This window comes from Roseixanthobacter liquoris, from assembly GCF_043195135.2.
In the GTDB taxonomy this organism is placed as follows: Bacteria; Pseudomonadota; Alphaproteobacteria; order Rhizobiales; family Xanthobacteraceae; genus NCEH01.
Genome location: NZ_JBAFWP020000002.1, coordinates 18,851 through 42,857 on the forward strand (window position 1 = coordinate 18,851; position 24,007 = coordinate 42,857).

The window sequence follows — 24,007 nt, forward strand, 5'->3', positions numbered from 1 at the left end:
AGCGCAATAGCCGCAAGCAGAATAGATTTGTTGCAGCATTTGCGATCGCGGTAGCAATCATTGCGAGGCCAATAGGCTCGGCACCCATAAGAAACCTGCGCAGGACCTCGACAAGCAGCGCTGTGCCTAAGGTGATCAACAACACACCAGACAGAGCTGCGACACGCGACTTGGCTGCGACGGTTCGCCCAACCGCATAGAGACTCACCGCATAGACACCCGCGTCTGCCAGGTTATCGAGCGCGGCGCCGAGCAGGCCACTTGAGTCCGCGACAACGCCTACGGTGCCCGCAACGAGTACTTGCAAGAAATCGATGGCGAGCACCCATATCAAGGTGCGGCGCTCGGCCACGTTTCTCGCGTCAAGCTCGATCTCCAATTCGCCGTTCTGAGATTTCGTGCTCAACCGATCGCGCCCAGCGACGGGAAAGTCGTCAGCATCCAAATGGCGATGTCCTGTAGCCGCCCGGTTATCATCAGAATGCCTATACCGATCATCACGGCACCTGCGCCGATATTCAAAGCAGCACCGGCTCGCCGCATGCGCTTCAGAGCGGCGGCAGCATTGCCCATAAACAGCGCCGCGATGAGAAAGGGCACACCGAGCCCGAGACCGTAGGCACCCAGAAGAATCGCACCATTGCTTGATGAGGTTGCGGTGACTGTTAGGATTGAGGCCAACACCGGACCGATGCATGGCGTCCAGCCGAATGCAAAGGCGATGCCGAGCAGGAAGGCGCCGATCGGCCCACGGACCTGACGGGGGCCCTGCCATCGATGGTCCGCCATGAGTGCGGGCAAGCGAAGAAGTCCGGTCATTGCCAACCCGAAGACCACGACAAGGGCTCCGCCGACCAGATTGGCTTCCATCTGAAACCGTTGCAGAACGCCACCCAGGGCCATCGCGCTTACCCCGAGCAGCACAAACACGGTCGTAAAGCCGAGCACAAACAGGAGTGCCGGTCGGATGACTTGGAGCCGGGACATCGCGGTGCCGCCACTCGGCGCGTTGGCACCGCCAGCAACATAGGACAAGTAGCCGGGCACGAGTGGCAGAACACAGGGCGACACAAATGAAACTGCGCCGGCAATCACGGCGGTTGCCAGACTAATCAGGGATAAGTCCAACGGCCCCATTATCAGCGCTCCGCGTTATTCGGTGACGCTTGCACGTGGAGCGACGGCCGCGCGGGCCGTAGGGACTCCATTAGCAGCAGCGCGACGCCAGCGCAGATCGCCACATCAGCCATATTGAAGGCTGGCCAGTGCCAATCGCCCAGGTGGAAATCCAGGAAGTCGGTCACGCCGCCTTGACGCACGCGGTCCACGATGTTTCCGGCTGCCCCACCTGCAATCAAGCCTAGCGCGATCGCCTCGATCGCTTTCTCTGTGCTCATTGCCCAGACGAGAAGCCCGGTTGCGATCGCGACTTTGATGGCAGCCAGTACCATCGGACGCTCAAGAAAGAAGTCCTGAAACATCCCGAAGCTGACTCCGGGATTGAAGCCAAGCGTCAGGTTGAAAAACGACGTAATCTCTATGACGCGGGGCGGCGCCATCACGACCGTCACGATCAGCCACTTCGTGGCCACATCAACGAGAAGAGCGGGGACGAATGCGAAGCCCAACCACATCGCACGCTTTCTAACAGAGGCTACCGCCACGGTGTTCCCTCCCCTTGCATGTCGTTTTCATCGACATCCTGATGGCGACGGTCGCCATGCCTTGGCGACCGTCGATGCGTTTCAGTGGGCAGATGCGGGTCGCATCCCTGCCTGATGGCGTTCACCGGCCGGAGCCCTGGCGCCTCCTGATGGACCGGCCTCCGCTCCGCCCTGTCCGCGGTTGAGGAGGCGCAGGCCGTTGAGAACAACCAGCAGGGAAGCGCCGACATCAGCCGCGATGGCGCCCCAGAGCGATGCCAGACCGAACACGGTCAGAACCGTGAACAGGAGCTTCACCGCGATCGAGAACGCGACATTCTGCCGAATGACGGCGAGCGTCGCGCGCGAATGACGCACCAGCCAGGGCAGCCTCGAGAGATCGTCCGACATGAGCGCGACGTCGGCCGTCTCGATTGCCGCGTCGCTGCCCATCGCGCCCATGGCAATGCCGAGATTGGCACGGCCCATCGCAGGGGCGTCGTTGACCCCGTCGCCGACCATGGCGACTGACCCATAACGTCTCACGAGATCCTCGACGGCAGTGACCTTGTCACCGGGTAGAAGTTCCGCCCGGACCTCATCAATGCCGGTCTGCTTGGCAATGGCTTCGGCAGTGGCTCGATTGTCGCCCGTGAGCATCACCACCTTTTCGATGCCAGCGCGATGCAGCGCCGTGACGATGTCCTTGGCTTCCGCCCGCACCGCATCGGCAACGGCGATCAGCCCCCACACCTCCTCGCCATCGCCGACCGCCACGATGGTGCGACCGGCGCCGGACAGCGAGTCGGCTTGCTCCAGAATGGCCTGCGAGCCGATCTTCCGTTCATCGAGGTAGCGGCGCGACCCAAGCCAGGCCTCGCGTCCGGAGACCCGGCCGGTCATGCCCCGACCGGTGATGGCCTGCACGGCCTCGGCAGGCTGAGCTACAATGCCACGTTCTGTTGCCCTCGCCAGAATGGCCCGGGCGATCGGGTGTTCGCTGCGCGCCTCGAGGGCTGCGGCCAACCGAAGCAGGTCACCCTCGCTGCGGCTGCCGAGCGGCACGACCTCGACCACCCGCGGACGCCCTTCGGTGAGCGTTCCGGTCTTGTCCATGGCGATCGCCCTCAGGCGAGCCGGCGTCTCCAGATGGACGCCGCCCTTCACCAGGACGCCCTGCTTCGCGGCGCCGGCGAGGGCGGCAACGATGGTCACCGGCGTCGAGATCACAAGGGCGCAGGGGCAGGCGATCACGAGCAGCACAAGCGCGCGATAGAACCAGACCTCCCAGCCGCCACCGAGCAGCAGAGGCGGAATAAGGAAGACCGCAATGGCGAGAACCATCACGACCGGCGTGTAGACGCGCGCGAACTTCTCGACCCACTGTTCGCTCGGGGCGCGCCGGCTCTGCGCGGAGCCGACCATGCGGATGATTTGCGCGAGCGTGGTGTCGTTCGCCGCCTTGGTGGTCACGACGTCGAGGGCGCCTTCGCCGTTGATGGTGCCGGCGAACACCTCGTCGCCCTCGGCCTTGAACACGGGAACGCTCTCGCCGGTGATCGGCGCCTGATTGACCTCGCTCTCGCCGGAGGCGACGCGACCGTCGAGCGGTAGCTTGTCGCCGGGACGAATGATGACGTGCGATCCGACTCGAACCTCGGCCGCCGGCACGTCGCGCTCGGTGCCGTCTTCGAACCTGACGCGCGCTGTCGGCGGCGCGAGCTCCATCAGGGCGGCCACGGCGCGCCGCGCCCGGCCAAGGCTCCAGGCTTCGAGCGCGAGGGCCAGCGCGAAGAAGAAGGAGACGGTCGCAGCCTCGAACCAGGCGCCGATGCCGATGGCACCCGCGACTGCAACCACCATCAGGAGGTTCATGTCGGGGCGCACACGTCGCGCCGCGAGCCAAGCCTTGGGGGCGACGTAGCGCACGGCGCATAGGACTGCGAGCGTATAGAGAACCATGCTCGGCAGCGGCGTCGAGCCGACGGCGTGCTCGCCGGCCTCGAACGCCGCGGCGACTCCCCCTCCGAGCCAGGCGTGAACCGCAAAGCCGAGCGCCGCGAGCACGCCGCTCGCGGCCGTCAGCCATGACTGGATGCGCCTCCGGCGCTCTTCGGCCTGCGAGGCTTCGCTGGTGGCGCCTTCGCTCCAAGGCTCGGCGCGCAGACCCGCGCGCGAGACGGCCTTCTCGATGCGTGCTTCGAGCGCTGAATCAGGCGCGATGTCGATCGACATGCGGCCGTTGAGGAGGTCGAACGCGAGCTTGTCCTCGCCTACGAGCGGGCCAACCTCCCGCTTCAATGCTGCGATCTCGTCGGCGCAATCCATGCCGTGGATGCGATACACCACGCCGCCTGGCAAACTCGTCGGGACCGGTGGGCTGAGGGCTTCGTGGACCTCCGCCGCGCATCCGCATCCGGCGGCAGGTCCAGCAGCTTCAGAGATAGCCGGTGGCGACCACGGCTCAGCTCGCATGCCCGTTCGCGCGACGGCCTCTTCGATCTGATGAAATGTTGCCCGGCTCTGGGGCGCAATCGTCAGGGTGCCCTGCGCAGTGTCGAACGCGAGCTTGTCCTCACCAACGAGCGGCCCAAGTTCCCTTGTCAGCGCAGCCACCTCGTTCTTGCAGTCGAGGCCGCGCACGCGCAGGAGCATCGCATCGGCCGGGCCATCTTGAATGAGGGATGCAGACATTCCAGTCGTGGAGACCTGGAGCAAGAGCTGGTCGATCGAAGCACGCCGCTGCGGCGCGATGGTCATCAAGCCCTTGGCAGTGTCGAAGGCCAACCAACTCTCTCCTCCGACCAATGGGCCGATTTCGCGCTTGAGGGCCGCGACCTCGTTCTTGCAGTCCAGTCCTTCGACCTTGAACAGCCATGCCGACGGGGATGGGCTGTCCAGCTCAGGCAACAGCTGGGCCTGCATCCCGGTCGTGGCGACCGCCTGCGCGATGGCATCGAGAGCTGAGACACTCTGGCCAGCCACCGCCATGACACCGCCCTTGGTGTCGAACGACAACTTGTCGTCGCCTCCCACGACCGGCCCGACCGCGGCGCGCAGCATCCGAACTTCGTTCTGACAATCCAAACCCTCGACCTTGAAACGTAATGGGCCTGAAATCCTTGTCTTGGCATCTGTGGTCATAGCCGACTCCTTAACTGCTTGATTCTCTTGAGCTTGGCTCAAAATTTGAATGATCATACTTCCTGTAGTCGCTACAGAATCAAGAGGTGCGCCCTTCGACTCTTCCGCGATATGCAAGGGCCATTTGCGTGCGGTCGTCAGCGTCCGACAACGACCAGTCCGATAGCCAGCCCGTAGCTCGCGATGATCGTTGCGGCGGTCAGGGCCATCCCGAAGGCCCGGCCTGAGGCGCCTTTGGCGTAGCCGAAAGCGAACGCCACCCGGCCGACCAGAAACACGGCGACTAGCAGAGGAATGAGCACCAGTTCGGGCCCCCGCAGGAGCGTTGCAAGGGTCAGGTGTGCAGCGAAAGCCAGCACCGTCTGCTCCAGCGAATTCTGCAGCACCGCAGCACGCACCGCGATCGCCGGGCTGGGTGACCCAAATGCAGATCCCCTTATATCCGCTGGTGAGTAAAATCGGCCTCTGCTCACGGCACCCACGCAGCCGGCCAGCCAGACGAACATGAGAATATTCGCCTTAAGCGTGAACGCGATCCGTCCGCCGAAATCCATGGCTGGGTTGAGACCGAGCACCCCAGGAGGCAACCAAATATAGCCAGCCGCTACGACGGCCGCAGCGAGGATAAGCGCCGCGGCAGAGCCCTGTACGATTCCCATCTGATCCGAACTAAATCCCACCAGCTTTCTCCCTGCTTCTTGTTGTCCTCCGCCGAGACGCGCGGTCTAACGAAGCTTGCCTGCCGGAGCCGCTCATCATTTCCGGGTTCACAGCCCTCCAGTCGCTTGTTATGTCTACATCCTGTAGTCACTACAGAATCAAGCTGCGGTGAGGATATGCGGTCGCAACGGGCGGTAGGACCGTAAGCAATGAGCGCGAGATCTTCGGATGAGCTTCAATTCCATCTATCAGCAGGGTTTCGTCCGGGTCGCGGCCTGCACGCCGAAATGCGAAGTTGGTGATCCAGGCTACAACCTCGCTGAGACGCTCGCCTTGGCCAGGGATGGCTCAGGCCAAGGCGTCGCGCTGATGGTGTTCCCGGAATTGGGCCTGTCGGCTTACTCCATTGATGATCTTCTTGGGCAGGCGGCGCTGCTGCAGGGGGTCGAACAGGCGATCGAAGAGTTAGCGGCTGCGAGCCGTGAGCTTTCACCGGTCCTTCTTGTCGGCGCGCCACTGGAGCGGGAGGGACGGCTCTACAATTGCGCCGTTGTAGTCCATCGCGGGCGGATTTTGGGAGTGGTTCCCAAGGGTCATCTGCCGAATTACCGCGAGTTCTACGAAAAGCGATGGTTCGCGTCCGGGCGGGACTTGAAGGGCACGATGATCAAGGTCGCTGGTCAGTCCGTCCCATTCGGGATGGATCTCATCTTTGCGGCCGAGGATTTGGCAGGGTTCATCTTCCACACCGAGCTATGTGAGGACGTGTGGGCACCGGCTCCGCCTAGCGATTTCGCGTCCCTGGCCGGAGCTCTGATTCTTGCGAACCTCTCGGCTAGCAACATCACCATTGGCAAGGCTGAAACGCGCCGACTACTCTGCGCGACCCAATCGGTGAGGTGCTGGGCCGCCTACATCTATTCTGCGGCCGGTCCGGGCGAGTCGACGACGGACCTCGCTTGGGACGGTCAAGCCTGCATTTATGAACTCGGCAACCTCCCCGCAGAGACCGATCGTTTCCCGAAAGACTCGCAGATGGCGATTGCTGACGTCGACGTTGATCGGCTCAGGTTGGAGCGTCTGCGTACCGGCACCTTCAACGAGGCCGCGATCGCCCGAGACATGCCGGCAGATCGGTTCCGGCGGATCGGCTTCCAGTTCGAGCCCCCCGCGGCCGATCTTGGCCTGCGTAGGACAGTCGCACGCTTCCCATACGCTCCGTCCGATCCCGCACGTCTCGATCAGGACTGCTATGAAGCTTTCAGCATCCAAGTGCAGGGGCTGATGAAGCGTCTGCAGGCAACAGGTATCCGGCGCCTCTGCGTTGGCGTGTCAGGCGGCCTGGACTCCACTCACGCCTTGATCGTAGGCGCCCAGGCGTTCGATCGGCTTGGCTGGCCACGGTCCGACATACTCGGCTTCACCCTGCCTGGCTTTGCGACTGGAGAAGCTACCAAGGCGAATGCGTGGGCGCTGATGCGCAGCCTCGGGGTGACTGCCGAGGAGATCGACATCAAACCATTAGCGCAACAGATGCTGGCGGCCCTGCAGCACCCGTTCGCACGAGGCGAGCCAGTTTACGATGTGACGTTTGAGAATGTGCAAGCGGGCCTGCGCACTGACCTATTGTTCCGCGCAGCCAACCAACGGAGCGCGATGGTACTTGGTACTGGCGACCTATCTGAAATTGCACTGGGTTGGTCGACGTATGGGGTCGGCGATCACATGAGTCACTACAATGTCAATGCCTCCGTTCCGAAGACACTCATCCAGCATCTCATCCATTGGGTGGCACAGTCGAACTCCTTCGACGAAAAGACGAGCCACACGTTGCTCTCGATCCTCAATACCGTGATCTCGCCGGAACTTGTGCCAGCGGGCGAGGACGGCGCCTTGCAAAGCACGGAAGAGAGAATCGGGCCTTATGAGCTACAGGATTTCACTCTGTTCTATCTGACGCGCTACGGCCTGAAGCCGTCGAAGATTGCGTTCCTGGCCTTCCACGCTTGGCGCGATGTCGCCATAGGCGCATGGCCACCTCAATACCCGGATGAACGCCGCCGTGCCTATGATCTGGCGACGATCAAATCTTGGATGGAAGTCTTCCTGTATCGGTTCTTCACGATCAGCCAATTCAAGCGTTCGGCGTCCCCCAATGGGCCTAAGGTCACCGCCGGAGGCTCATTGTCGCCGCGCGGCGATTGGCGCGCGCCATCGGATGGGAACGCCCGGCTCTGGCTGGAAGAGTTGCGAGCGAACACGCCGTCGGACTGAACCAGCGGCCTTGCTGAGCTGTTACCGTAGATCCGTAGCCAACACAGAATTGAATCGTGATGATCACTATTGGAGCGCTGTCCCAACGAACAGGGGTGAATATTGAGACGATCCGCTATTATGAGCGGATCAGCCTCATTCCGTCGCCGCCCCGGACGGACAGTGGACGACGCCTCTACGATGCCGATGACGTCCGGCGGTTGACCTTTATCCGGCACTCCAGAGATCTTGGCTTCGACATTCCGGTCATAAAGCAGATGCTCGCTCTACAGGAAAGGCCGGAGGCCTCTTGCGAGCAAGTTAGCCGAATTGCCAGCGATCAGCTCGAAGCGGTCGAGATGAGGATATGCCGTCTGCTCGGCCTTAAAACTGAACTCAGGCGAATGATTCATGAATGTAACAATGGGAACGTCGCCACCTGTCGAATTATAGAGGTCCTTGCCGATGCTACTGGTCAGCAAGGCACATCTTAAATTGCAAAGAGGGAAGCGGTAACGTTGTAGATAGACGGGACGTTGTTTAGCAGGTGCGCCCGAATACCCCATCTATAATAGTCGTTCTTGACGGCGTAACCAAGCCTGCTTAGGCAAATTAGGTTGTATCAAACTGGGGTGATTCGGCTTGGCGGTGATGCGGCTATTGTGGTCGGCCGCCCAACCCAGGCACGCTGCGGCGGAGGGCATCCGCCGCAGCACGGAATATTCCAGTCCAGAGGCATCAGGTTTCCCGTTACGACATCCGTCGGGTCGCAACCGCGGGAAAGGCCCCGGCCCATTGGGCCGGGGCCTTACTCGGGGCCTCAGTCGCCGTTTCGGCGATTGGGGCGGGACCAGATCAGGCTGTAGGTGTCGCTGTCCTCGTCGTCGAACAGGTTGGCGAAGATCGGGGCGTTGAAGCTCGGATCGTCGAGCTTGAGGCCGAGATAGTCGCGTCCCTCGTTGGAGCGCTTGGCCCAGGCGGCGCCGATCTCGGCGCGGCCGACGAGGATGCGGTGGCTTGGGGCGTTGTCGCCGGTGGCGCGGGTTTCGGGGACGATGCGGACGCCCTTGGCCTGGACGCTGAGGGTGACGATGTCGCCGGTGAACTCGTTGTTGCCGGTCTTCTTGAAGGTGCCGATGGTCGCCATTGTAGTTCTCCTTGAACTCTGTTCCGAGCCCGCACCATTGCGGCCTCGATGGCGATCGGTGGGCCGGAGGCGATCGACGCGGCATCGCTTGCGACCGCAGCGTCAGCGGAGGATGGCAGACAGGCGACTTTGTTGTTGCGCGAGGAATGGCGGCGCAGCCGACAGGGGAAGAAAGTCGATCGGCGCCATTGCGGCATAGGCGATCGAGGCGTAGCCGACCTTCGGCCAGATCAGCCCATTGAAGAGGCCGTTTTGGAGCGGTCGAGCAGGCAGATTCCAGTCAAGGAGAACATGGCGATCATATGCTCCGATCAGGCAACGGACGCAGGTTCACGGCTTCATCGGCACATTGGCCATGCTGGGTTTCCCGAACTCCCGATCCCATTGGGACCGCGAACGGACATTGCCAACGACGTTGCGCCTGCCGTGACGCACGGTGCCTCCGATCCATGCTCTAACGAGGGAGGCGGCAGACAGGCAGGTGGCAACAGCAAAGATCCAAACGACGTGTCTGCCTTCCCGACTTCGACGACGAGGACGGCGACACCTACAGCTTCGTCTGTTTCACCGACGCTCGTCTGGCGTCAGGCCCGAGCCATCCCTTGCCCATTTGGTCCGGGCGCCGCCATTCCGATCACGCGAACGAATGCCGTGACACCGACCAGAACCGCGCCGATGACTGAGAAGGTGAGCTGCCAGCCTTCCGACGGCATGGTGTGTTTCACGATGCCATGGGTGGCGTGATAGCCGGCGATTGCCGCAGGCGCGACGAAGGCTGCCGCAATGGCGAGTCGCAGCCAGATCGAACGAACGACGGCAAGGAGGGCTTGGCCGAGGCCGAGCGTCAGCGCGGCGGCGGCCAGGCCGACGAGGATGGCGCCGAGCCAGCCGGCGCCGGTGCCATAGGCCCAGGCCCCGGCCGTCGCGCCTGCAAAGGCCGGCAAGGCGAATACCGCCAAGGTGAATAGGAGCCAGCATAGTCCGCCAATGGCGGCGATGCTGAAGAGGATGCCGAGGATTATCATGATGGTGGTCTCCGTGAGAAAGGTCTGACGGTCGCGCCTCCACCACCACCACGGCGCGCTGACAGTATAGCCGAAGAAAAGACGCGACGGGAGCGGAAATCCAACAGGATTTCCGCTGGCGATCGTGACGCCTTGCCCGCGGTCAGCGGGCGAAGGGATCGACCTCGTGAACGATGGCGGCGGCTTCGCCGTCATATTCGCCAGCGGGCATGACGCCGATGGTGCCGTCCCCGGCCTGGAAGATGACGATCGAGACCATGAGGGTGGTGGCGAGGCTGAAGGCGAAGGCGTGAGCTTGTTTGAGAGACATATGACCGGCTCCTGTCTTGGAGGCGGGAGACCATCTCCCGCGCGACAGGCGCCCGATGTGTCCGGCCGATGGCCGCAATCATCGCGAAGGCGAAGCTGGAGCGGCGGCACGCTTTGCGTAGTCCGACCCTTTACGGGTTGATGGCGTCAGGCAAGCGGCTGGACCAAGGATTAGCGCAATGGAAGCGGGGGATGGTTTCTCGCTTCGACCGGGTGCTAGGATCACCCCTCAGCAATTTCACTGCGTTGGATTCGAGCCGTGTCCTGGTCGTCCGCGTTGGAAGGCAGGAGGACGCGAGCAAACGATGGCAGCCGGATTCCACATACCAGACGGCAACGACGCCCTTCGAGATGATCTTCCCGCAGTGGTCGAATTGATTGAGCGGACTGCCCGGTGGGTGAATCCTGAGACTTTCCGGCGTCTGCCGGTATGGGCGCCGCATACGGCTCGCGGCCGGCCGCTCTATGACGCTGCGTGGTCACGCCGGTACACGAATACGAAAAAGGCGACCAAGATCACCGCCGAGAAGTTCGAGGGCAATGTCGCCGCGCTCAATGCGCTCGTGGCGGCTCTTGGCGTCGCGGCTCCGAAGCCGAAGAACTGGACCGTGTGTCACATCTGGGGATACGACGATCCCTCGTTCGCTCAGCAAAGCAGCGTGGTCCAAGATCCGCGCTACTTCTCTTGCGTCGCCAATATGGTGTGGCTGCCGACGCCGCTCAAAGGCTTCACGGACACAATGCCTGAAATCAAGGCGATGCTGCGGGTTTGCGCTTTCCACCTTTACGGCTGGGCTTGCGAGCATCCATCGGTCGCCGAGCAATACGAGAAGGTCAAGAACGGCTGGATTCCCGAAGGCTATCCGAAAAGCTGGCCTTGTCTGGAGCGCCCTGGACTGCTTCCGCCTGGGACAGCGCCGTTCGGGGAACGGATCGAGCGTGAGATTGCCAAGCGCAAGGGCAAGCTGAAGGCCGACCTCGCGAATGCGGCCTTCCTCCACTATCCGAAGGAGGAAGTGCTCTCGGTGCTGAAGTTCTGGGGCGTTGAACTGGGTTGACGGCGCTCACGCGCCGCCTCCCTTCGGGCGGAAGTCGAAGACCGGGATGCCGAGCTTTCTGGCCTTGTCGGCGAGATTGTCCTGAATGCCCGTGCCGGGGAAGACGATGACCCCGATCGGCAGGATGTCGAGCATCTGATCGTTGCGCTTGAACGGTGCGGCCTTGGCGTGTTTCGTCCAGTCGGGAGCGAAGCCGACCTGCGGCACCTTGCGGGCGTCGGCCCATTTGGCTGCGATCTTCTCGGCGCCTTTCGGCGACTTGCCGTGCAGCAGCACCATGTCCGGGTGCTTGGCGTGGACCTGATCGCGCTTGGTCCTGATCAGGCGGTGATCGTTGAAATCGAGCCCGCCGGTGAAGGCCATCTTCGGACCGGCGGGTAGCAGTACCTGGTTGTCGGCGCGCTTCTTGGCGGCGAGGAAGTCCCGGCTGTCGATCATCGCCGAGGTCAGATTGCGATGGTTGACCATCGATCCGCTGCGCGGTCGCCAGTTCGACCCGGTGTGGCGCTCATAGTGCTCGGCGGCCTGGTCGCGCATCAGCTCGAAAGCGTTGCGGCGTTCGATCAAGGTTTGCCCCTCGGCCGTCAGGCGTTCCAGCTCGACCGCCTTCACCTCGCTGCCGTCCTGTTCGCGCTGGCCGCGACGCTGTGCCTGCTCGTTGTCGTCCAGCTCGCGTTCGATCCGGTCGGTGGCCCGGTGGAAGACGTTGACGGCCGACCAGAGGAGATCGTCAAGGTCGGGCTCGAGGCGGGTGTCTTCCAGGGTGCCGATCAGGGCATCGAAGATGTCGGCGATGGCGCCGGCGACGTGGTTGCCTTCTGGAAGCGGTCGGGGATCGGGTTCGTCCGTGAAGGGACGGTAGCCATAAAGCTGGAGTTCGCTGAGGATATGGTCGGTGGGTGAAGAGGCGTGGTGCGGTTCGTAGTCGTCGTGCTCGCTCATCGGAATGCTCCGTCGGTTCGACCGCGACCCTCGCGGCCTTCATGGCGACGAAAGCCGGCGGGCGGACCGGACCTGCATCCGCAGCGAAGCGGAGGGCCGAAGCGCAGCGGAGGATGGCGAAGGCGGGCTATTTTGCCTCGCGATGGAAAGCGGCCCTCGGCCGCGCCGGAAAATAGTCCGCCGCAGACATTGCGGGTCCGGGCCGTTTGCTGGCCGATCGCCCTCTAGAAGGCCGGGGCGCGGTTCTCTCCGACATGGGGATCATGCGAGCGATGCCGACGACAGCGCTCCTGCTGACCGCATTCTCCTTCCGGCCTAGGCGCGCAGGCGATCCCGCATGGCGTCAGTGAAGCCGGAAAGCTCGATGCGGTTGGCGCCCATGACGCGAACGCGGCGAAGTTGAAGACCTTCGGCGAGATCGAGGATGGTCTTGCCGTCGATCAGCGCCATGAAGGCGTCGTCCGGCGTCAGGGCCGATGTGCCGGTGGCCAGCGCCCCGGCGACCCAGGCCGGCGAAACGCGGCGGCCGACGATACGTTCGCCGTCGTCGGTCTGGAGCCGATAGACCCGCGTCGACTCGTTCGGCAGCCGCTTCCAGATCGGCAGCAACAGACCGCTGACGATGTGGATCGTGCTATCGGCAAACTCCGGCACTTCGGCCAGCTCGGCATTCCACAGCTCTGTAAAACCAGACTGATCGGCCTCAACCCAATGGGTCTCGTTCATCATCCTGATGGGGATGTTGTGCGCTTCCATCGGGCGGATCAGCCGCACGCGCCGTTCAATCTCGCCATCATCCAGCATGATGCTGGAGGTCGGGATTTGCACCGCGGCACGGCCGGAGCGCTCATTGATCAGCAGCTTCGCGCGCGGATCGTCCAGTTGATCGAGGGCGTCGGCCAGCGTCACCGGACGATTGCGCTGGCGCTGGGTGATGGTGAGCAACCGGGCTTCGGCCCCGGTGCCGGCATGGACATGGATGGTCTGGCGATCGGTGACGATGAAGCTCTCGGCTTGCAGGGTCTCCAGCCCGACATCGTAGCTGCCGGACGCGATGGCGCCTTCGATCTTGGCGTTGAGCAGGCGCTCGAACGCTGTGAACAGCACGCCCTGGAGTTCGATGGTCAGCGCCAGCAGCCGGTTGAGGAAGGTGGTGATCGGCGGCAATTCGTCCTTGATGCCGGTGGAATCGGTTAGCGAGAGGCCGGTGGCGCTCTCGAACATCTGGAGCGAGCATCCCTCGACCTTGCCGCGCACGAGCAGCAGATAGAGCTGCCGCAGCGCGTCGCGGGCATAGTGGCTTTCCAGATTGTCCTCGGGCCGGAACAGTCCTTGGCCACCCGTCTGGCGCTGGCCGCGCGTGATCGCGCCGAGCGTGTCGAGCCGACGGGCGATTGTGGAGAGAAAGCGCTTCTCGGCCTTCACGTCCGTCGAGATCGGCCGGAACAGCGGGGGCTGCGCCTGGTTCGTCCGGTTGGTGCGACCCAGGCCTTGAATGGCGGCGTCGGCCTTCCAGCCGGGCTCCAGCAGATAGTGGACGCGCAGCCGCTGGTTCCGCGCCGACAGCTCGGCGTGATAGCTGCGGCCGGTGCCTCCCGCATCGGAGAAGATCAGAATGCGCTTCTGGTCATCCATGAAGGCTTGCGTTTCGGCGAGATTGGCCGACCCGGCGCGATTCTCCACGGCAAGACGATCGATGTCGCCGGGGCTGGACCTGCGGACGATGCGGCGCGAGCGTCCGGTCACTTCCGCCACGACGTCGGTGCCGAAGTGCTGGACGATCTGGTCGAGTGCGCCGGGGACTGGCGGCAGCGAGGCGAGCGTCTCGATCAGACGCTCACGCCGCGCAACTGCCTCCCGGCTTTCAACGGGCTGGCCATCGCGGAACACAGGCCGCGACGACAGGTTGCCTTCGCCGTCGGTGAATGGCTCGTAGAGCTGGACCGGGAAGGAATGGGCGAGATAGTCCAGAACGTACTCGCGGGGTGTGATGTCCACGCGGACGTCGTTCCATTCCTCGGTGGGGATGTCTGCGAGACGGCGTTCCATCAGCGCTTCGCCGGTCGAGACGATCTGGATCACGGCGGCGTGGCCGTCGGCCAGGTCGTGCTCGATCGAGCTGATCAGCGTCGGCGTCTTCATCGAGGTCAGGAGGTGGCCGAAGAAGCGCTGCTTGGCGGATTCAAAGGCCGAGCGGGCGGCGGACTTGGCCTGCCGGTTCAGCGTGCCGCTATCGCCGGTGATGTTGGCGGCCTGCATCGCGGCGTCGAGATTGTTATGGATGACCGAAAAGGCCCCGGCATAGGCGTCGTAGATACGGGTCTGCTCGGAGGTAAGCTGGTGTTCGACCAGCTCGTACTCGACACCGTCATAGGAGAGCGACCGGGCCGTATAGAGGCCGAGCGAGCGCAGATCACGCGCCAGCACTTCCATCGCAGCCACGCCGCCAGCTTTGATCGCTTCGACGAATTCGGCGCGGGTGGAGAACGGGAAATCCTCGCCACCCCAGAGGCCGAGGCGCTGGGCATAGGCGAGATTGTGGACCGTGGTCGCGCCGGTCGCGGAGACATAGACGACGCGCGCATTCGGTAGGGCGTGCTGGAGCCGGAGGCCCGCTCGTCCCTGCTGCGAGGCGGCAACGTCACCGCGTTCTCCCTTGCCACCGGCGGCATTTTGCATGGCGTGGCTCTCGTCGAAGATGATCACTCCATCGAAATCGGAGCCCAACCATTCAACGATCTGCTTGACGCGGGAAAGCTTCTCGCCGCGGTCGTCGGACCGTAGCGTAGAATAGGTGGTAAAAAGGATGCCTTCGGAGAGGCGGATGTCCTTGCCCTGGGGGAAGCGCGAAAGAGGCGTGACCAGCAGGCGCTCCATGCCGAGGGCCGACCAGTCCCGCTGCGCGTCCTCCAGCAGCTTGTCGGATTTCGAGATCCACACCGCCTTGCGCCGGCCCCGCATCCAGTTATCGAGAATGATAGCGGCCGACTGGCGGCCTTTGCCGGCGCCGGTTCCGTCCCCGAGCATGAAGCCTCGGCGGAAGCGCACGGCGTTCTGCGCGTCGTCGGCTGCGGCCGACACGACGTCGAAGGTCTCGTCGCGCGTCCATGAGCCGGCGAGAAAGTCGGCATGGGCCTCACCGGCGTAGATGACGGTTTCGAGCTGCGCGTCTGAGAGAAGCCCGTCGGAGACGATGTTGGCGGGGAGCCTCGGCCGGTAGCTCGGCTTGGGCGGCGCAACCGAGGCCATTGCCACGGATTGCACGAGCTTGTCGGGATGAGCATGAGCGCCGGGAATGCGGATCGACTGCAATCCGTATTCTTCATAAATCGCATCGGTGATCCGGCCATCTTCGGCGGGCGCCCAGTCCATGGTGTCATAGGCGAGTTCGACGCCTTCGGGCTCGGAGACCGCGCGGGTCAGCGATGTGGCGGCGGCGCGGTCAATGTAGCCGCGAACTGTCCGGGGCGTGGGCGCTGCCGATACCGTGGCGATGACGGACGGGTCTATGGGCAGCCGCGCCGGGACGTGTTCGCCGATCCGCGCGATGAGCGTCGCCGCGTCGGCCGCAGCGCCGGACGATGCTGGAAACGCCGTTGGATCATCGGCAGGCATCTTGTCGATGACGGTCAGGCGTGTTTCGATGGTCGTGCCGTGCTTGGCATAGACCGCGCCATCGATAGCGGCAGTGAATACGATCCGACCCTGTTCCTGCAGGCGCGTGAACGCGGTCCGCCAGGCCGGGGCGTCCGGCGCGAAGCTGGCTCCGGTGATCGTCACCAATCGCCCGCCGTCCGCCAGTCGTGCCAGCGCCGAGGCGACGTGCCGGTAGGCGGCGTCGGCCATACGGCCTGATACGTTCGCCAAGACCGAGAACGGTGGATTCATCATGATGACGCTCGGCACATTGCCGGCGTCGAGATGGTCGTCGATCTGGGCGGCGTCGAACCGTGTGACGGGAACGGCCGGAAAGAGGGCTGAGAGGAGATCGGCGCGGGTGCCAGCCAGCTCGTTGAGCATGAGCGCGCCGCCGGAGACCTCGGCCAGGATGGCAAGGAGGCCGGTGCCGGCGGATGGCTCCAGCACGCGGTCGGCGGGCGTGACGACTGCGGCGGTCAGCGCGGCCATGCCGAGAGAAAGCGGCGTCGAGAACTGCTGAAAGGCCTGGCTTTCCTCCGATCGCCGGGTGTGGGTGGGGAGAAGATTGGCGACCTTCGACAGCATAGGCAGGGCTGCGGCCGGAGAGCCGGCTTTGCGGAAAAGTGCGTTTCCGTATTTGCGGAGGAAGAGGACCGTCGCGACCTCGCCGGCCTCATAGGCCGACTTCCAATCCCAAGCGCCCGTCGTGTCCGAGGCGCCGAACGCCGTTTCCATCGCGACGCGGAGAGCTGCGGCATCGACCCGCTGGCCGCGTTCAAGGTGAGGAAGGAGCAGGTCCGCGGCCCGGAATATGGCTGCGGCAGAAGGATCGGGGACATGACCAACGTGAGGCGACTTGGCCGGCGGTGCGGCCACGGATGCAGAGAATATCGTCATGGGAAGAACCTCGGAGAGCGGATCGGGACGAACCGGCGGCGCTCTCTCTCGACCGGACCGGCTCAAACCCGTCCCGGCCGTCCTCTCACTCTGACGTGCGCAATGACCCGTTGATCGCTTGGACTTTCGAGGTTGGCGATGCGGCGCTACATTCGTTCATCCAACACATGGCGGGCGGTGACTTCGACGATCGGGGACGCATGTCCGTCCGATCGAGCGAGGTCGAAGGGAGACGGCGATGAAGGGAAGCGTAATCGGCATTGTTGCGGCGGGATGCCTGGTGGTCGGTTTTGGAGCGGGGTTTGTTCTGCGGCCCGTCATCGCTCCCGTAGCGGCGTCGCCAGCGGCCGTGGCCGGTGTCGCGCAGCCGACCGAGGAAGAGGCGACGGCCGCCGTGCGCCGGCACCGCCTGTTCACGGGCACATCGCTCTCCAATGCGACGTTGAAGCTTGGTGATTGCTCGCCCGGCGGCGTCGGCCCCGGCGTGACCTGCATGACGCAACTCACCATGGACGCGACCAAGCCGAACGCGACGCCGCAAAACCGGCCGGTCGGCTTTGCGCGGGTTAGTGGCCAGTGGGAGGTGGCGGTCTGGTGAGTCCGGCTGATGGGGGCGAGCCTCCCTTAGCCCGACGATCACGCGATGTCCGGTCGCGAGCCGAGGACTATCTTGGCATGGCGGAAAGCTATGTCGTTGCCGTGGAAGGCCTCGTTCCTCAGGCGGAAACAGCGTCCGCTCCCTTTCACATGCTTGTCGGACATGCGCTGGAGCTATTGCTGAAAGCAGTTCTCGCTCAGGGTGGCCGGGATGAGGAATGGCTGATGATGACGGGCCACAATCTGGCCTACTGTTACCGGGAGGCACTTTCGATCGGCCCTTCGGGACTTGCGGACGAGAAACTGGCCTTGCTCGTCGATACTCTTGATGGACAACATCGCGACCAGCGCTTCCGATATCCTATGGTGCTTGGTGGCGCTGCCTACCTGATTGCCGGCGATGCCGCCGAGACGCTGCGGCGTCTTCTCGAAGACGTCAGCACATGGCTTTCAGCCCGCCTGCCGCGTTCCGCTCTCGCCGATCATCGCGACCGCCGCCATGAGGCTGTCGTCGGCAGGCGTCATCGGTAGTGGACACAGGCCGGTAAGATCGAGGTTGGACCAGCAAAACTGAAACACAAACAGCCCGGCGCTCTTGCGAGGCCGGGCTGTTTGAATCGGGATGGGGTCCGCGATGCGATCAGGGGCCTGCCGGCTCCTGGTCCGACGGCGGCAGGTAGGCGTCGTAGGGATTGCCGTCCGCCAGATGGCCAAACGGCGTAAAGACATAGTCACCGCCGTTGTTGCCGACCGCGCAGATGACGTAGCGGGGCTCGCCCGTGGCGGCGTCGGTGCATTCCATGAGTGCCAGGTCGCCGCTTTCGGCGGCGCGCAGCAATGTCTGGAAGTTGGCGCGGGCATGGCTGGGGATGCTCATCGCGCGCCTCCTTCAGCAAGGCGGTCAGCGAGCCAGCGGCCGGTGCTGGTCCACTCAACCGTTTGGCCGGTCGCGAGATCGAGAAGATGGGCGCCACCGGAGAAGCCGTCGACGACAGGGTTGGAGGCTATGTTGGCCCACTGGAATCCCCAGCGCCCGGTCAGTCCGAAGGTCTCGGCACAGCGCGTCACGAACGTGATTGCGAGCTGTTGGTCGGCACTGCCGGGATCGCGAAGCCAAAGGCGGGTTGGCCCGTGGTCCGGTGTCAGCGAGAGCTGGAACGGCTCCGCTGGCGGATCTTCCCGCGCGTTGTCGGCCATCAGCGCCGAATAGAGGTCGAAGGCCCGCGCGGCGTTGGCGGCTGTGCCGACATCGAGCAGGCACGAAAAGCGGGTGAGGAAATCGGTCATGTCGGGCTCCTGAAACGAAAAAGCCCGGCGCTGGGCCGGGCTCGGAAGGCTGGGAGGTGGGGCAAGTGGGCTAGTAACCGAACTGCCAGGACGGCCACGATTGGCCGTCATCTGCGGCCGCGATGGCGTCGGTCGGATAGGCGGGATCGCCCTCGACCACGGCAGGATCGCGGACAGGTGTCTCGTCGATGACCGTCACCTGGACAACGAGGCCATCTTCGCCCTCGACATGAACGGGGACGAGATACTGGAAGACGACGCGCCGGGTCGGCGTGGGGCTGGATTGCACCATGCGATAGTTCCTTGAATGTGAGGAAGGTGCGGAGCGGCCGAAGCCGCCCCGCAAGCCGGTCATTCGGCGGCGATGAGCTGATGTTCGTCATCCTCGCCGTCGGCTGGTACAGCCTCGTCGTCGTCAGCGCCGAGGAAGGCAGGCAGCTCGGCGCCGTCGTCCGCGCTGCTGGTTTCTGCGTCCGGCGCGACATCGGCGTCAGCGATGCGAAGCGGCTCGGGCAGCCAGCCGGTATCGGCCAACAGGCGCTCGGCTTCCTTGGCCATGTCGCCCTTCTTCAGATGGTCGATGAGCTGGGCGGCGCGCTCGCCGGCGCCCTCGCGGACGGCTTCGAGGATACGCGGCTTGGTGACACGGTTGAGGTAGTTGCCGAATGTCGGCCGCCAGCCAGCCTGCACGATGTCGAGGCCGGTCGCGCGTGCGAGGCGGTCGGCCTGCGCGAGCCGCATGTCGAGCGTGTGCTGGGACACGCCGCTGCCGCTATGCGGGTTCGGCCGCTCGTACAGGGCGTTCACCCCATAGCTGACGCAATGTGCCAGCAGCGCCATGCGGCTGGCGTCGTCGAGGCCGGCAAGCCAGTTCCAAAGGTCGTTGTCGTCCTTCGGAATATCCGCCGACCAGGCATCGTGGCGTTCCTGCATGGCGCGCGCGGAGGGGCTGTCCTTCAGCGCTTCGTCCTGGACCGGGAAGTAGATGTGCTTCACGCCGGCCTCCATGGCCCCCGTGTACATGCGGGTCATGAAGTTGTCCGAGACAAGCTTGTGCAGGAGCGCCGTCATGGCGATGTGCGGATTGTCCGCCACGGCATTGCGCAGCGCGAGGGTGCGATAGGCCGTTAGCTCGATGACCAGGCGTTCGGGCAGCGGCTTGATGCCGTCCTCTTCGTCGTCGTCCTCCGGATCGGTCGCCTGGCCGCCGATGGTGATGACGGCTCGCTGCACCGTTGCGCCCGCGGGATCGACAGGCTCGCCGTCCGTCTCATCGTTGCCATCGGTGCGGACCGGGGGCAGATCTTCAGGCCGGACGAAGCCCCGATCGACGCAAAGCGATCCGTCGGCATCGATGCTCACGAACACGCCGGCGATGGCGATGTCGGCCGGATCGAATTGCTCGGGACGATCATCGAAGGCCGCCAATGCGGTCTCGATCTCGCCCAGGCGTTCATCGATGTCGTCGGGCAGCTCGTCGGCGTCTTCATATTCCGCTTCGAGCTTGGTCTGTTCGGCGCTGAGCGCCTCGATGGTCGCCAGCTCCTCGGTGGTCAGGTCGAGCGGCGTGCCGGAAACCTCGCGCAGACCGCGAGCGGCGTCGAAGGGAAAGCTGACGGCGACCTCGATCCACTTCCAGCCTTCGGCGGCGATCGCCTGGGCCTCGGTCTTGAGCTTTTCCGCGACGAGGCGATCGAGCAGCGCGGCATCCTGCAACCATCCGCCATCGTCGGACTGGAAGAGGTCGCGCATGACGATGCCGCCGGCCGCCTCATAGGCTTCGGTGCCAAGGAAGACGGCGCGCTTGTCGGAGGCGCGCACCGTTGTCTCGGTGAGCATGCGCCGGATCTGGTGGGCCTCCTTCGACCAGGCGTCCTTGATCGCGTCCCACACCTGTTCCTGGCGGGCGTGATCCTCAGAAACGGTGAAGGCCATGAGCTGCTCGAGCGTCATGCCGTCGTCTGCATAGACGTCGTGCAGCGCGGGCGATACGGTTGCGAGGCGCAGCCGCTGCTTGACCACGTTGACGGGCAGGAAGAAGGCCGCAGCAATCTCCTCCTCGGTCATGCCCTTGGTGAGCATGTCGTGGAAAGCGCGAAATTGATCGAGGGGATGGAGCGGCGCCCGTTCGATGTTCTCGGCCAGCGAGACCTCTTCAGGGAGGATCGCGCCGTCGCGCTCACGCACGACGCAGGGCACGGGCGCGATTTTGGCGAGGCGCTTCTGCTTCATCAGCATTTCGAGCGCGCGGAAACGGCGACCGCCGGCCGGCACCTCGAACATGCCGGTTTCGACGCCTTCGGCGTCAACAACAGGAAAGACACTGAGGCTTTGGATCAGGCCGCGGCGGGCGATCGAGGTGGCGAGATTCTCGATCGAGACGCCCGCCTTCACGCGGCGGACGTTGGACTGGCTCAGCACCAGCTTGTTGAAAGGGATGTCGCGCGAGGACGACAGGGCGATCTTCTGAATGGCAGTAGCCATCGGGATTTACTCCGCGACGGGCGGCCGAGAGCCTCTCTCTCGACCTCCAACCCGTCACGAAAATCCGATCCTCCCTCTCACTCTCTTCTTTCGGCACCGCTGGGCGCGGAGCCCAACCAATCTGGATCAAATCGACCTCAAAACCTCTGGCGCTGACGGAAAGCGACTATAATAGATGGTGTATTCGGGCGGTTTTGCCCCCAAGCGTTTCAGTTCTATCGGCGCTAATATCTAGCCAAGGCTTCCCGCAAATCGCTCGGCCAATCGATCTCGTTTGAACGCTTCCGCGACCAGATCGACGAAGGCCCGTGTCTTGGCTGGCAGGAGGGTGCGCGAGGCGTAGTAGAGCGAAATCGCCCCCGCATCGGAATACCAATGTGGGAGAAGGCGAACGAGGCTGCCGTTTTCCAGTTCGGGCAGGACATCGGGCACGGCGAGCATCGCCACGCCGAGGCCGAGCCTTGCCGCTTCGCGCATCGCCGCCGGGTCGTTGACGACGATCGTTTCGCGCAATGGCGCCGTAATCTCGGCTCCCGCCGCGTTGCGCATTGCCCAATGACGGACGCGGCCGGTCCTAAGCGAGCGCATGACGATCCCGTCGAGTTGCGAGAGCCCGGAGGGATCGATCGGCGGCATGCGTTCGGCGATGTAGGCGGGTGAGGCCACAGCGATGATGTGGGCGGGCGCCAGCGTCCGGGCGACGATGCCCGGCGCCAGGTCGAAGCCGCCGCCGATCGCCACGTCATAGCCCTCGGCAACAAGATCGACGGGTCGGTTCTCGAAGTGCCATTCCGGCCGGATCAGCGGGTATCGGCGCAAAAGTTCCGGCAACAGCGGCAGGATATGGGTGATGCCAAAGGTAGGGCTGAGGCTGACCTTCAGCACGCCCGCCGGCTCGGATGCGCCAGATGAAGCATCGGCGATGGCGGCTTGCAGGGCGTCAAGATTGCCGCCGATGGACTGAAGGAAGCGTTCGCCCGCCTCGGTCAGCATTAGCTTGCGGGTCGAACGCTGGAACAGCCGCACGCCAAGATTCCGTTCCAGCATCGCCACGTTGCGGCTGACGGCGGCCGGGGTAAGCGCCATGCGCCGCGCCGCCTCCGAGAAGCTGGAGGTTTCCGCGCTTCTGACGAAGCTTTCGAGGTTAGCCAGCGTCTCCATATTTCTTTCAACGGTTGCTTGAAATCAGATCAAGACATTACCGTCTAATCAAGAGGAAATAAACAGGCCATCTTCCCTCCATCGAAACGCAAACGGAGTGAAGACAATGACCAACCCCACCCATTTCCTGACCGGCAAGGTCGCTCTCGTCACCGGCGGCTCGCGCTCGATCGGCGCGGCCATCGCCAGGAAGCTCGCCGCCGATGGCGCAGCGGTCGCCATCACCTATAGCGCCTCGCCCAACAGGGCCGCCCAAGTCGTCGCCGACATCGAGGCGGCGGGCGGCAAGGCCATCGCTATCGCGGCAGACGCCGGCAACCCCGAAGCCGTCCGGGCCGCCGTGGCTCAGACCGTCTCGGCCTTCGGCGGCATCGACATTCTCGTCAACAATGCCGGTGTAGCGGTGAACGCCCCCATCGAGGACTTCAAGTTCGAAGACTATGAGCGGATGATCGCCGTCAACGTCACCGGCGTTTTCGTCGCCACCCAGGAAGCGGTGCGGCACATGACGCCGGGTGGGCGCATCATCCATATCGGCTCGTCCATGACGCGCTATGCAGCGTTCCCGACTGCCTCGGTCTATACGCTGACCAAGGGCGCGATCACCGGCTTCAACCGCAGCCTTGTGCGCGACCTCGGTCCCAAGGGCATCACCGTCAACACGGTCCATCCCGGCCCGACCGATACCGACATGAACCCGGCGGACGGCCCTGTGGCCGCCATCGTCGGCCCCGGTATGGCGATCGGCCGCTACGGCCAGCCCGCCGAGATCGCCAGCGTCGTCGCCTTCCTCGCCAGCCCCGATGCGGCCTTCGTCACCGGCGCAGACATTGTCGCTGACGGCGGACTGACCGCCTGATCCTCCTGACAACGGAACCCTGAAAGGACTCTGCCATGAACAGCATCGGCATCATCGGCGCTGGCAATATCGGCCGCGCCTTCGCAACGGCTCTTGCCAACAACAACATCCGCGCCACGCTTTCCAACAGCCGTGGCCCGGACAGCCTGAAGGATGTGGTGGCCGCCATCGGCCCGACCATCGAGGCCGGCACCCGTGAGGAAGCGGCGTCGAAGGATATTGTGCTCGTCGCGGTCAACTGGTCGAAGCTTCCCGCGGCGCTCGCCGGCCTGCCGGACTTCGGCGGCCGCATCGTCATCGACGCCAACAATCCGATCGAAGCGCCGCTCTTCAAGCCCGCCGAACTCAATGGCCGGCTTTCTAGCGAAGTCTTCACGGGCCTCGTGCCCGGCGCGCGGGTGGTCAAAGCCTTCAACCACCTGCAACCGCACCTGCTGTCGGGTGATCCTCGCGTCGAGGGTGGCCGTCGTGTGCTGTTCTATTCCGGCGATGACGCCGGATCGAAGGCGGAGGTCGGCGCACTTATCGACCGGCTCGGCTTCTTCGGCATCGACCTCGGACCGATCTCGGTCGGCGGTCGCCTCGTCCAGTTCCCCGGTGGGCCGCTCCCGGCGCTCAACCTCGTGAAGTTCGGCTGATCGGACGCCGCCCATCGCATGAACGCATCTTCTCTGAACCGGCGGCCATGACGCTGAAGGACATGGCCGCCTCCCAGAAAACAGGAACCGCAACCATGTCCAAAGACCATCCTCCTTATCCATGGCGCCTGGCTGACGCCCGCCATCTGGCATGATCCTCGCGGTGCGCCAGGCCATCTTCTCGTCGACACCATGTTGGCGAGTGGCGATCTGCGCGGCGAAGAGCGGCAGGGCCTCGCGCTCCACGGAGAAACGCCGCGCGTT

At 64.0% G+C, this 24,007-nt stretch carries 21 protein-coding genes; 7 read left to right on the forward strand and 14 right to left on the reverse strand.

Translation table 11 applies throughout. The features are described from left to right. Positions 1-402: 402 nt before the first annotated feature. From V5F84_RS21915 to V5F84_RS21930, 4 genes are all read right to left on the reverse strand, one after another. A complete protein-coding gene (locus V5F84_RS21915; protein WP_394044344.1) occupies positions 403-1,137 on the reverse strand; it encodes a cytochrome c biogenesis CcdA family protein in 735 nt (244 codons plus the stop codon). A gap of 2 nt (positions 1,138-1,139) precedes the next feature. Then, positions 1,140-1,634: a signal peptidase II gene (lspA, locus tag V5F84_RS21920; RefSeq protein WP_394044343.1), complete on the reverse strand. Its 495-nt coding sequence runs from the start codon at positions 1,632-1,634 to the stop codon at positions 1,140-1,142. Between the two features lie 111 nt (positions 1,635-1,745). Then, positions 1,746-4,787, reverse strand: coding sequence for a heavy metal translocating P-type ATPase (locus V5F84_RS21925; RefSeq protein WP_394044342.1), 3,042 nt, complete (start codon positions 4,785-4,787; stop codon positions 1,746-1,748). A 137-nt stretch (positions 4,788-4,924) separates the two neighbouring features. Next, complete coding sequence (locus tag V5F84_RS21930; protein ID WP_394044341.1) at positions 4,925-5,467, reverse strand: MAPEG family protein; 543 nt, start codon at positions 5,465-5,467, stop codon at positions 4,925-4,927. 208 nt (positions 5,468-5,675) lie between these two features. On the opposite strand from V5F84_RS21930, the gene V5F84_RS21935 reads away from it, so the two are divergent. Both V5F84_RS21935 and V5F84_RS21940 read left to right on the forward strand, forming a co-directional pair. Further along, positions 5,676-7,721: an NAD(+) synthase gene (locus V5F84_RS21935; protein WP_394044340.1), complete on the forward strand. Its 2,046-nt coding sequence runs from the start codon at positions 5,676-5,678 to the stop codon at positions 7,719-7,721. A gap of 59 nt (positions 7,722-7,780) precedes the next feature. Beyond that, positions 7,781-8,194 (forward strand): MerR family transcriptional regulator, encoded by a 414-nt coding sequence (locus tag V5F84_RS21940; RefSeq protein WP_394044527.1) that lies wholly within the window; start codon positions 7,781-7,783, stop codon positions 8,192-8,194. Between the two features lie 326 nt (positions 8,195-8,520). Here the strand turns inward: V5F84_RS21940 and V5F84_RS21945 are convergent, their stop codons facing one another. From V5F84_RS21945 to V5F84_RS21955, 3 genes are all read right to left on the reverse strand, one after another. Continuing rightward, positions 8,521-8,847, reverse strand: a complete 327-nt coding sequence (locus tag V5F84_RS21945) for a DUF736 domain-containing protein (protein ID WP_394044339.1) — start codon at positions 8,845-8,847, stop codon at positions 8,521-8,523. A gap of 584 nt (positions 8,848-9,431) precedes the next feature. Beyond that, positions 9,432-9,872 carry a hypothetical protein gene (locus tag V5F84_RS21950; RefSeq protein ID WP_394044338.1) on the reverse strand — a complete coding sequence of 147 codons (441 nt, stop codon included), beginning with the start codon at positions 9,870-9,872 and terminating at the stop codon, positions 9,432-9,434. Positions 9,873-10,014: 142 nt separating this feature from the next. Continuing rightward, positions 10,015-10,182, reverse strand: a complete 168-nt coding sequence (locus V5F84_RS21955) for a hypothetical protein (protein ID WP_188345455.1) — start codon at positions 10,180-10,182, stop codon at positions 10,015-10,017. Between the two features lie 304 nt (positions 10,183-10,486). On the opposite strand from V5F84_RS21955, the gene V5F84_RS21960 reads away from it, so the two are divergent. Beyond that, on the forward strand, positions 10,487-11,239 hold the full coding sequence (locus V5F84_RS21960) for a hypothetical protein (RefSeq protein ID WP_394044337.1): 753 nt from the start codon (positions 10,487-10,489) through the stop codon (positions 11,237-11,239). A 6-nt stretch (positions 11,240-11,245) separates the two neighbouring features. Here the strand turns inward: V5F84_RS21960 and V5F84_RS21965 are convergent, their stop codons facing one another. Beyond that, entirely contained in the window at positions 11,246-12,181 is a 936-nt protein-coding gene (locus V5F84_RS21965; RefSeq protein ID WP_394044336.1) for a DUF2493 domain-containing protein, read from the reverse strand. Between the two features lie 315 nt (positions 12,182-12,496). After that, complete coding sequence (locus V5F84_RS21970; protein WP_509277231.1) at positions 12,497-16,717, reverse strand: strawberry notch-like NTP hydrolase domain-containing protein; 4,221 nt, start codon at positions 16,715-16,717, stop codon at positions 12,497-12,499. 238 nt (positions 16,718-16,955) lie between these two features. Here V5F84_RS21970 and V5F84_RS21975 point away from each other — a divergent pair, with 238 nt between their 5' ends. Together V5F84_RS21975 and V5F84_RS21980 are read left to right on the forward strand one after the other, a co-directional pair. After that, complete coding sequence (locus V5F84_RS21975; protein ID WP_394044335.1) at positions 16,956-17,315, forward strand: hypothetical protein; 360 nt, start codon at positions 16,956-16,958, stop codon at positions 17,313-17,315. A 77-nt stretch (positions 17,316-17,392) separates the two neighbouring features. Beyond that, positions 17,393-17,845, forward strand: a complete 453-nt coding sequence (locus V5F84_RS21980; protein WP_394044334.1) for a HEPN domain-containing protein — start codon at positions 17,393-17,395, stop codon at positions 17,843-17,845. 109 nt (positions 17,846-17,954) lie between these two features. Here V5F84_RS21980 and V5F84_RS21985 read toward each other — a convergent pair whose 3' ends face one another. The 5 genes from V5F84_RS21985 to V5F84_RS22005 all read right to left on the reverse strand — a co-directional run bounded on the left by V5F84_RS21985 (position 17,955) and on the right by V5F84_RS22005 (position 22,246). Then, entirely contained in the window at positions 17,955-18,191 is a 237-nt protein-coding gene (locus V5F84_RS21985) for a DUF6117 family protein (protein ID WP_394044333.1), read from the reverse strand. Continuing rightward, positions 18,188-18,601, reverse strand: coding sequence for a hypothetical protein (locus V5F84_RS21990; protein WP_394044332.1), 414 nt, complete (start codon positions 18,599-18,601; stop codon positions 18,188-18,190). Before V5F84_RS21990 ends, V5F84_RS21985 begins: the two co-directional genes overlap by 4 nt. A 70-nt stretch (positions 18,602-18,671) precedes the next feature. Beyond that, positions 18,672-18,893 (reverse strand): hypothetical protein, encoded by a 222-nt coding sequence (locus V5F84_RS21995; RefSeq protein WP_394044331.1) that lies wholly within the window; start codon positions 18,891-18,893, stop codon positions 18,672-18,674. 59 nt (positions 18,894-18,952) lie between these two features. Then, positions 18,953-21,085: a ParB/RepB/Spo0J family partition protein gene (locus V5F84_RS22000; protein WP_394044330.1), complete on the reverse strand. Its 2,133-nt coding sequence runs from the start codon at positions 21,083-21,085 to the stop codon at positions 18,953-18,955. 231 nt (positions 21,086-21,316) lie between these two features. Further along, a complete protein-coding gene (locus tag V5F84_RS22005) occupies positions 21,317-22,246 on the reverse strand; it encodes a LysR family transcriptional regulator (protein WP_394044329.1) in 930 nt (309 codons plus the stop codon). A gap of 106 nt (positions 22,247-22,352) precedes the next feature. Here V5F84_RS22005 and V5F84_RS22010 point away from each other — a divergent pair, with 106 nt between their 5' ends. Further along, on the forward strand, positions 22,353-23,105 hold the full coding sequence (locus V5F84_RS22010) for a 3-oxoacyl-ACP reductase family protein (protein WP_394044328.1): 753 nt from the start codon (positions 22,353-22,355) through the stop codon (positions 23,103-23,105). 35 nt (positions 23,106-23,140) lie between these two features. Continuing rightward, complete coding sequence (locus tag V5F84_RS22015) at positions 23,141-23,743, forward strand: NADPH-dependent F420 reductase (protein WP_394044327.1); 603 nt, start codon at positions 23,141-23,143, stop codon at positions 23,741-23,743. Positions 23,744-24,007: the final 264 nt, after the last annotated feature.

Bases quoted from the DNA above. Each gene is read 5' to 3' on its own strand.
- V5F84_RS21915 (WP_394044344.1), bottom strand. From the start codon at position 1,137: ATGGGGCCGTTGGACTTATCCCTGATTAGTCTGGCAACCGCCGTGATT.
- V5F84_RS22005 (WP_394044329.1), bottom strand. From the start codon at position 22,246: ATGGAGACGCTGGCTAACCTCGAAAGCTTCGTCAGAAGCGCGGAAACC.
- V5F84_RS21955 (WP_188345455.1), bottom strand. From the start codon at position 10,182: ATGTCTCTCAAACAAGCTCACGCCTTCGCCTTCAGCCTCGCCACCACC.
- V5F84_RS21990 (WP_394044332.1), bottom strand. From the start codon at position 18,601: ATGACCGATTTCCTCACCCGCTTTTCGTGCCTGCTCGATGTCGGCACA.
- V5F84_RS21965 (WP_394044336.1), bottom strand. From the start codon at position 12,181: ATGAGCGAGCACGACGACTACGAACCGCACCACGCCTCTTCACCCACC.
- V5F84_RS21995 (WP_394044331.1), bottom strand. From the start codon at position 18,893: ATGGTGCAATCCAGCCCCACGCCGACCCGGCGCGTCGTCTTCCAGTAT.
- V5F84_RS21935 (WP_394044340.1), top strand. From the start codon at position 5,676: ATGAGCTTCAATTCCATCTATCAGCAGGGTTTCGTCCGGGTCGCGGCC.
- V5F84_RS21975 (WP_394044335.1), top strand. From the start codon at position 16,956: ATGAAGGGAAGCGTAATCGGCATTGTTGCGGCGGGATGCCTGGTGGTC.
- V5F84_RS21960 (WP_394044337.1), top strand. From the start codon at position 10,487: ATGGCAGCCGGATTCCACATACCAGACGGCAACGACGCCCTTCGAGAT.
- V5F84_RS21980 (WP_394044334.1), top strand. From the start codon at position 17,393: ATGGCGGAAAGCTATGTCGTTGCCGTGGAAGGCCTCGTTCCTCAGGCG.
- V5F84_RS22010 (WP_394044328.1), top strand. From the start codon at position 22,353: ATGACCAACCCCACCCATTTCCTGACCGGCAAGGTCGCTCTCGTCACC.
- lspA (WP_394044343.1), bottom strand. From the start codon at position 1,634: ATGTGGTTGGGCTTCGCATTCGTCCCCGCTCTTCTCGTTGATGTGGCC.
- V5F84_RS21985 (WP_394044333.1), bottom strand. From the start codon at position 18,191: ATGAGCATCCCCAGCCATGCCCGCGCCAACTTCCAGACATTGCTGCGC.
- V5F84_RS21940 (WP_394044527.1), top strand. From the start codon at position 7,781: ATGATCACTATTGGAGCGCTGTCCCAACGAACAGGGGTGAATATTGAG.
- V5F84_RS21945 (WP_394044339.1), bottom strand. From the start codon at position 8,847: ATGGCGACCATCGGCACCTTCAAGAAGACCGGCAACAACGAGTTCACC.
- V5F84_RS22000 (WP_394044330.1), bottom strand. From the start codon at position 21,085: ATGGCTACTGCCATTCAGAAGATCGCCCTGTCGTCCTCGCGCGACATC.
- V5F84_RS21925 (WP_394044342.1), bottom strand. From the start codon at position 4,787: ATGACCACAGATGCCAAGACAAGGATTTCAGGCCCATTACGTTTCAAG.
- V5F84_RS21950 (WP_394044338.1), bottom strand. From the start codon at position 9,872: ATGATAATCCTCGGCATCCTCTTCAGCATCGCCGCCATTGGCGGACTA.
- V5F84_RS22015 (WP_394044327.1), top strand. From the start codon at position 23,141: ATGAACAGCATCGGCATCATCGGCGCTGGCAATATCGGCCGCGCCTTC.
- V5F84_RS21970 (WP_509277231.1), bottom strand. From the start codon at position 16,717: ATGACGATATTCTCTGCATCCGTGGCCGCACCGCCGGCCAAGTCGCCT.